This window comes from Microbacterium sp. K35 (genome assembly GCF_004794375.1).
Classification (GTDB): Bacteria; Actinomycetota; Actinomycetes; order Actinomycetales; family Microbacteriaceae; genus Microbacterium; species Microbacterium sufflavum.
The window spans coordinates 1-6,552 of sequence record NZ_SSDM01000120.1; the positions used below are offsets into that span (position 1 = coordinate 1).

Annotated in this window: 8 protein-coding genes; 4 read left to right on the plus strand and 4 right to left on the minus strand. The window is 71.6% G+C overall.

All coding sequences use genetic code 11. The features are described from left to right. Nucleotides 1-1,170 (minus strand): aminotransferase class I/II-fold pyridoxal phosphate-dependent enzyme (locus DW299_RS03655; RefSeq protein ID WP_168443070.1); only part of this gene is annotated, 1,170 nt, incomplete at its 3' end. A 90-nt stretch (nucleotides 1,171-1,260) separates the two neighbouring features. Between DW299_RS03655 and pdxS the strand changes: the two genes are divergently transcribed. Both pdxS and pdxT read left to right on the plus strand, forming a co-directional pair. Continuing rightward, the gene (pdxS, locus tag DW299_RS03660) at nucleotides 1,261-2,154 is read left to right on the plus strand and encodes a pyridoxal 5'-phosphate synthase lyase subunit PdxS (protein ID WP_136033624.1); all 894 of its coding nucleotides are present in this window, start codon (nucleotides 1,261-1,263) and stop codon (nucleotides 2,152-2,154) included. Beyond that, nucleotides 2,144-2,755, plus strand: a complete 612-nt coding sequence (pdxT, locus tag DW299_RS03665; protein WP_136033626.1) for a pyridoxal 5'-phosphate synthase glutaminase subunit PdxT — start codon at nucleotides 2,144-2,146, stop codon at nucleotides 2,753-2,755. Before pdxS ends, pdxT begins: the two co-directional genes overlap by 11 nt. 15 nt (nucleotides 2,756-2,770) lie before the next feature. Here pdxT and DW299_RS03670 read toward each other — a convergent pair whose 3' ends face one another. The 3 genes from DW299_RS03670 to DW299_RS03675 form a co-directional block, all read right to left on the minus strand. Continuing rightward, nucleotides 2,771-3,550, minus strand: a complete 780-nt coding sequence (locus DW299_RS03670) for a phosphotransferase (protein WP_240745309.1) — start codon at nucleotides 3,548-3,550, stop codon at nucleotides 2,771-2,773. Nucleotides 3,551-3,559: 9 nt separating this feature from the next. Further along, the gene (locus DW299_RS19605; protein WP_275090575.1) at nucleotides 3,560-3,694 is read right to left on the minus strand and encodes a hypothetical protein; all 135 of its coding nucleotides are present in this window, start codon (nucleotides 3,692-3,694) and stop codon (nucleotides 3,560-3,562) included. A 61-nt stretch (nucleotides 3,695-3,755) separates the two neighbouring features. Further along, entirely contained in the window at nucleotides 3,756-5,117 is a 1,362-nt protein-coding gene (locus DW299_RS03675; protein WP_136035725.1) for a pyridoxal phosphate-dependent decarboxylase family protein, read from the minus strand. Nucleotides 5,118-5,242: 125 nt separating this feature from the next. On the opposite strand from DW299_RS03675, the gene DW299_RS03680 reads away from it, so the two are divergent. Both DW299_RS03680 and ruvC read left to right on the plus strand, forming a co-directional pair. Next, on the plus strand, nucleotides 5,243-6,004 hold the full coding sequence (locus DW299_RS03680; RefSeq protein ID WP_136033632.1) for a YebC/PmpR family DNA-binding transcriptional regulator: 762 nt from the start codon (nucleotides 5,243-5,245) through the stop codon (nucleotides 6,002-6,004). Nucleotides 6,005-6,049: 45 nt separating this feature from the next. Further along, nucleotides 6,050-6,552: crossover junction endodeoxyribonuclease RuvC (gene ruvC, locus DW299_RS03685; protein WP_136035727.1), on the plus strand; the 503-nt coding region annotated here is incomplete at its 3' end.

The window sequence follows — 6,552 nt, forward strand, 5'->3', positions numbered from 1 at the left end:
CCCCCGCCGCATCAGGTGCTCGGCGACCTCGCGCGCGGGCCGGGGGAGTCGCACCCAGAGGCTCAGCCCGTCTGGCGCGGCGGCGGCGATGCCGTGCGCGCGCAGGCGCGCCGCGAACGCGGCGTTGCGCTCCGCGTAGTGCGCACCGGCGGTCGCGACGGTGGTCATCGCATCCTCGTCGGTCAGCTGTGCCAGGGCGAGGCGCTGCAGCAGGTGGCTCACCCAGGTGGTGCCCGGGCTGAGTCGCATCGCGAGACGTTCCGCGGTGTCGGGGTCGGTCGCCGCGATCGCGAGGCACATGTCGGGTCCGAGGAACTTCGACACCGAGCGCACGAGGGCGAAGCGCCGATGGTCCTCGCTGATCAAGGACTCGTACGGGCGCTGCGACAGCAGCGAGAAGTGGTCGTCCTCGATGATCAGGACGTACGGGTGATCGGCGAGGACACCGCGCAGCTCGGCGGCGCGCTGGGCCGTGAGACCCACGCCGGTGGGGTTCTGCGCCCGCGGTGTGCAGATCACGGCCCGCACGCCGGCGTCGAGAGCCGCCCGTAGTCCGTCGACCGTCATGCCCTGGTCGTCGACGGGGACCGGGACGGCCCGATAGCCGCCGAGCCGCACCGTGTGGATGCTGGCGAGGAAGCACGGATCCTCGAGCGCCACGGCGTCGTCGCGCATGAGCGCTTGGGCGAGCAGGCGCTCCACCGCATCGACCGCTCCGCTCGTCACGGTGATCCGGAAGTCCGCGTCCGGGAGGTCGGCCGCCATCCACCGGCGCGCCCACTCCTCCAGCCCCGGGTCGATCACGGGTTCGCCGTAGAGCACGGGACGGCTCGCGATCGTCATCAGCGCGGCCGACGGGTCGGGGATGCGTGCGGGGTCGGGGTTGCCGGTGCCGATGTCGCGGAGCACGGTGTCGGCCGCGTAGCCCTCCTGTGCCACGGCCTCGATCCCCGCGACCGTGGTGCCGGCGCGTCCGCGCGACAGGACGAGTCCCGCCTGGGCGAGCTGGCGGTACGCGGCGACGGCGGTGTTGCGGTTGACGCCCAGGGTGGCGGCGAGCTCGCGCACCGGCGGGAGGAGGGCTCCGGGAAGCAGGATCCCGCGGTCGCGCAGGGCGCGCACGCTGTCGGCGATCTCCGCCGCGGTGCTGCCTGTGATCCGGTCGCTCATGATCCTCCTCCGCGATTCTAGGTGGGATCGGACAGTGCTACGTTTGATCTAGATCAAACCCGATTACGGATCATCCGACAGGAGCTCCCCATGTCCGAGCAGAACACCACCGGATCGTCGCGCGTCAAGCGCGGTCTCGCCGAGATGCTCAAGGGCGGCGTCATCATGGACGTCGTGACCGCCGAGCAGGCGAAGATCGCCGAGGACGCGGGCGCCGTCGCCGTCATGGCGCTCGAGCGCGTGCCGGCCGACATCCGCGCGCAGGGCGGCGTCTCGCGCATGAGCGACCCGGACATGATCGACAGCATCATCGATGCCGTGTCGATCCCGGTGATGGCGAAGGCGCGCATCGGTCACTTCGTCGAGGCGCAGGTGCTGCAGGAGCTCGGTGTCGACTACATCGACGAGTCCGAGGTGCTCTCGCCGGCCGACTACGTGAACCACATCGACAAGTTCGGCTTCACGGTGCCCTTCGTGTGCGGCGCCACGAACCTCGGCGAAGCGCTGCGACGCATCAACGAGGGGGCGGCGATGATCCGCTCGAAGGGCGAGGCCGGAACGGGCGACGTGTCCGAGGCGATGAAGCACATCCGCAAGATCCGCGGGGAGATCGCTGCGCTCACGGCTCTCCCGAAGGACGAGCTGTTCGTCGCCGCGAAGGAGCTGCAGGCGCCGTACGAGCTGGTCGCCGAGATCGCCGAGACGGGCACGCTCCCCGTCGTGCTGTTCGTGGCCGGCGGCGTCGCGACCCCCGCGGACGCCGCGATGATGATGCAGCTCGGGGCGGACGGCGTGTTCGTCGGCTCCGGCATCTTCAAGTCGGGCAACCCCGCCGAGCGCGCGAAGGCGATCGTGAAGGCCACGACGTTCTTCGACGACCCGAAGGTGATCGCCGAGGTGTCCCGCGGGCTCGGCGAGGCGATGGTCGGCATCAACGTCAGCGACCTGCCGGCGCCGCACCGGCTCGCCGAGCGTGGCTGGTAGCCCGCGGGTCGGCGTGCTCGCGCTGCAGGGCGATGTGCGCGAGCACGCCGCCCTGCTCACCCGTCTCGGCGCCCAGGTGGAGCTCGTCCGGCGCCCGGAGGAGCTGGCCGCCGTGAACGGCCTGGTGATCCCGGGTGGCGAGTCCACCGTGATCGACAAGCTGTCGCGCACGTTCGGGATGCAGGAGCCGATCCGCGACGCGATCGCCGCCGGGCTCCCGGTGCTCGGCACGTGCGCGGGGCTGATCATGCTGGCCGACACGGTCGTCGACGCGATCGAGGGCCAGCAGTCGTTCGGAGGGCTCGACGCGGTGGTCAGGCGGAACGCGTTCGGCCGTCAGGTGGAGTCGTTCGAGGCGCAGCTCGACGTGGCGGCCTTCGGTGCACCGCCGGTGTCGGCGGCGTTCATCCGCGGACCGGTCGTCGAGTCGATCGGTCCTCGTGCGACCCCGCTCGCGGCGCTACCGGACGGCCGCGTGGTGGCGGTGGAGCAGGGAGCGCTGCTGGGCCTGAGCTTCCACCCGGAGATCTCCGGCGAGACCCGCTTCCACGAGCGCTTCCTCGCCCGCGTCGAAGGCGGCCACTCCGTCGCCGCCGCCTGACCGCCGGAGGCGTCGTCACACCAGGGCGGCCAGCCACCGCAGCGCGGGACCGGCTTGCGCCCGCTGGAAGGCGCGCAAGCCGGGGAGCTGCGGAATCTCCGGCCTGCTCTGTTCGGCCCAGAGGTACGAGGCGAAGCCCGCGATGACCGGCAGCAGGTCCCTCGGAGGGGGAGCGCCGTGCTCCTCGAACACCGGGTAGGCCTGCGTGCAGGTCGGTCCGCCGCTCGCCTCGATGCTCGGCAGCACGCAGGGGAGGTCAACCCATGCGGCCCCGCGGCGCGCATGCGGCCAGTCGAGCAGGTGGGCGCGACCGTCGGCGATGAGGATGTTGTCGGCCCGGACGTCGTCGTGGACGAGGACATCTCCGCGCACGGCCCCCGCGAACTCCGCCTCCAGTTCACGCAGACGGGGCAGCGAATCCCGGACCGGCGGGGGCAGAGCGCCGCGGAGGTCGGGGGTGGCGGCGATCTCCTGCCAGCGCGTGAAACCCGGGACCATGCTCTCGTCCGCGGCCGTCAGGGTTCTCGGTGCCGGCGTGGTGCCGACGACGGCGAGGGCGTCCGCCACCGCGTGCAGGTCATCCGCTGTCCACGGGCGCCCCGGATGGCGGCCGTCGATCGCCTCGACGACCAGCACGGCACCGATGTCGTCCTGCACCGTCCCCAGCACTCGGGGCGCGACGCCCGAAGGGAGGGTCGACAGCGTGACGATCTCCTGGCGGAGCAGGCGCATCGAGTCGGCGTGCCAGTCCGCGCCCGCGGCCTTCACGAAAGCCCGACCGCCGGTCGTGACCACGGTGCCCGCCTACGTGGCGCTGAAGCCGCCGTGCGCGGGGGCGTCGGAGATGTACTCTCCGCCGATCACGTCCAGCGCCGCGGCGCGGAGGCTCTCGGGCAGTGAGGTCCACGCGGGGCGGAGGCGGTCGGCTCCTGCGGTCACACCCTGCTCCTCTCGCGCGCGATCAACGACGGCCTCGACCGTAGCAGGCGGGCGAGTCGGGTCAGGGGAGAAGGGTGCGGATGGCGTGCACCGTGCGGTCGATGTCGTCCGCGGTCGTCGCCCACGACGACATCGAGCAGCGCAGCGCGGCTCGCCCCCGCCATTCCGCTCCGGTGACGACGGCCGTGCCGTCGACCAGGATCGCGGCACCGAGCTCGCGGGTCGCTTGGTCCGTGTCGAGCCGGAACATCACCTGGGTGTAGTCGACGTCGTTGATCACCTCGATCGCGTCGAGCCCGCGCAGGCCGGAGGCCATGCGCACGGCGTTGTCGTGGAGGCGGTCGACGAGATCGGCGACCCCGGAACGCCCGAGGCTGCGCAGCGCCGCGTACGCCGGCACCCCGCGGGCGCGGCGCGACAGCTCCGGCGTCACATCCCACGGGTCGAGGCCGGAGTAGACGAGGTAGTCGCCGCCGGTGCGGAACGCCGCGATCGAATCGGCGGGATCGCGGACGATCGCCATGCCGCAGTCGTACGGCACGTTCAGCGTCTTGTGTGCGTCGGTCGCCCAGGAGTCCGCGTCCTCCATGCCGGCGGTCAGATGTCGCAGCGCGGGGGAGGCGGCCGCCCACAGACCGAAGGCGCCGTCCACGTGCACCCAGGCGCCGTGTCGGCGTGCGATCGCGATCAGCGCGCGGAAATCGTCGAACGCTCCGGTATGGACCTCTCCCGCCTGCAGGCACACGATGAGCGGGCCGGATCCGCCTTCAAGGACGCGCTCGAGCTCGGCGGGGTGCATCCTGCCCTGCGCGTCGGCATCCACCACGTCGACCTCGGCGCGACCGATCCCGAGGAACCGTGCCGCGCGGTCGATCGATCCATGACGATCGGCACCCACCACGAACCGCACCGGCGGCGCGGAGCGCAGTCCTCGTTCGGCGAGGTCCCACCCCGCCCGCGCGAGCACGGCGTTCCGTGCGGACGCGAGGCAGGTGAAGTTCGCGAGCTGACCGCCCGTGACGAAGCCGACGCTGCTCGCGGACGGGAGGCCGAGCAGCTCGAGCAGCCACTGTCCTGCCACCCGCTCCATCGCGACGGTCGCCGGGGTGAGCAGGGAGGAGCCGGAGTTCTGATCCCACGCGGACACGAGCCAGTCCGCGGCGAGAGCGGCCGGATGAGTGCCGCCGATCACGAACCCGAAGAACCGTCCACCGGGGATGGCCACGAGTCCGGGCTCGGCCTTCGCCGCGATGTCCTCGACAACGACCGCGGGGTCCTCCGCCCGCTCCGGGAGAGGCGTGCCGAACACCTGCAGCATCTCGTCGAGGCTCGCGCGCGGCCACACCGGTCGATCGTCGAGGGTGCCCAGGAACGCCTCGGCTCGACGGTGAGCGGCGTCGAGAGCACGCTCCCGGTCGCCCATGCGGTCAGTCTCCCACCGCCGCAGCGCCCCGACAAGGCACTGTGCCGCCGGGTGTTCCGCGGTGTTCCTTTAGAATGGACGACGCCCTGGACACGCGCCGGGGCCCTGACGACGAGCGGAGACTTATGTCCGGGCATTCCAAGTGGGCCACGACCAAGCACAAGAAGGCCGTCATCGACGCGCGCCGTGCCAAGTCCTGGGCCAAGCTCATCAAGAACATCGAGGTCGCGGCCAAGCTCGGCGGCGCCGACCTGCAGGGCAACCCGACCCTGTTCGACGCGGTCCTCAAGGCCAAGAAGACCTCCGTCCCGAAGGACAACATCGACCGGGCGATCAAGCGCGGTGCGGGCATCGGCGGCGAGGCCGTCGAGTACACCTCGATCATGTACGAGGGGTACGGCCCCAACGGTGTGGCGCTCATGATCGAGTGTCTGACCGACAACAAGAACCGTGCCGCCGCCGAGGTGCGCACCGCGCTGAGCCGCAACGGGGGCACGCTCGCCGACCCCGGCAGCGTCGCGTACAACTTCAGTCGCAAGGGCGTCATCGTGGTCGGGTCGGAGGGCACGACCGAGGACGACGTGATGATGGCCGCGCTCGAGGCGGGGGCCGAGGAGATCGAGCCGCACGCCGAGGGCTTCGAGGTCATCACCGAGGCGAGCGACCTGGTCGCCGTGCGCAGTGCGCTGCAGGAGGCGGGCATCGAGTACGAGTCGGCCGACGTCGAGTTCGTGCCGAACCTCAAGGTCGAGATCGACGCCGACACGGCCCGCAAGGTGTTCCGACTGATCGACGCGCTGGAGGACAGCGAGGACGTGCAGAACGTCTTCAGCAACTTCGACCTGTCGGCCGAGGTCCAGGCGGAGCTCGAGAACGACGACGCGTAGGCGCGGCTGACCTCGATCGGCACGTTCCGCGCCTAGCCTGGGACGGTGACGTCGACCATCCGCGTGCTGGGCATCGACCCGGGACTCACCCGCTGCGGTGTCGGGATCGTCGACGTCGATCGGGCCCGCAGGGGCACCCTCGTGCACGTCGGTGTGATCCGCTCGGCGATCGATGCGCCGATCGGTGAGCGACTCGCGGTCGTCGCCGCCGGGATCCGCGAGGCGATCGCCCAGCACCGCCCTGACGCGGTCGCGGTCGAGCGCGTCTTCGCGCAACAGAACAGCCACACGGTGATGGGCACGGCGCAGGCGAGCGGGGTCGCGCTCCTCATCGCCGCCGAGTCAGGGCTTCCCGCGGCGACCCACACGCCGAGCGAGGTCAAGGCGGCCGTCACGGGCTACGGCTCCGCCGACAAGAGGCAGGTGCAGGCGATGATCGCCCGCATCCTGCGTCTGGATGCGCCGCCGCAGCCGGCGGACGCCGCGGACGCTCTCGCGATCGCCCTATGTCACGCCTGGCGCCGCGGGGCGCCCCGAGCCGGCGGTGC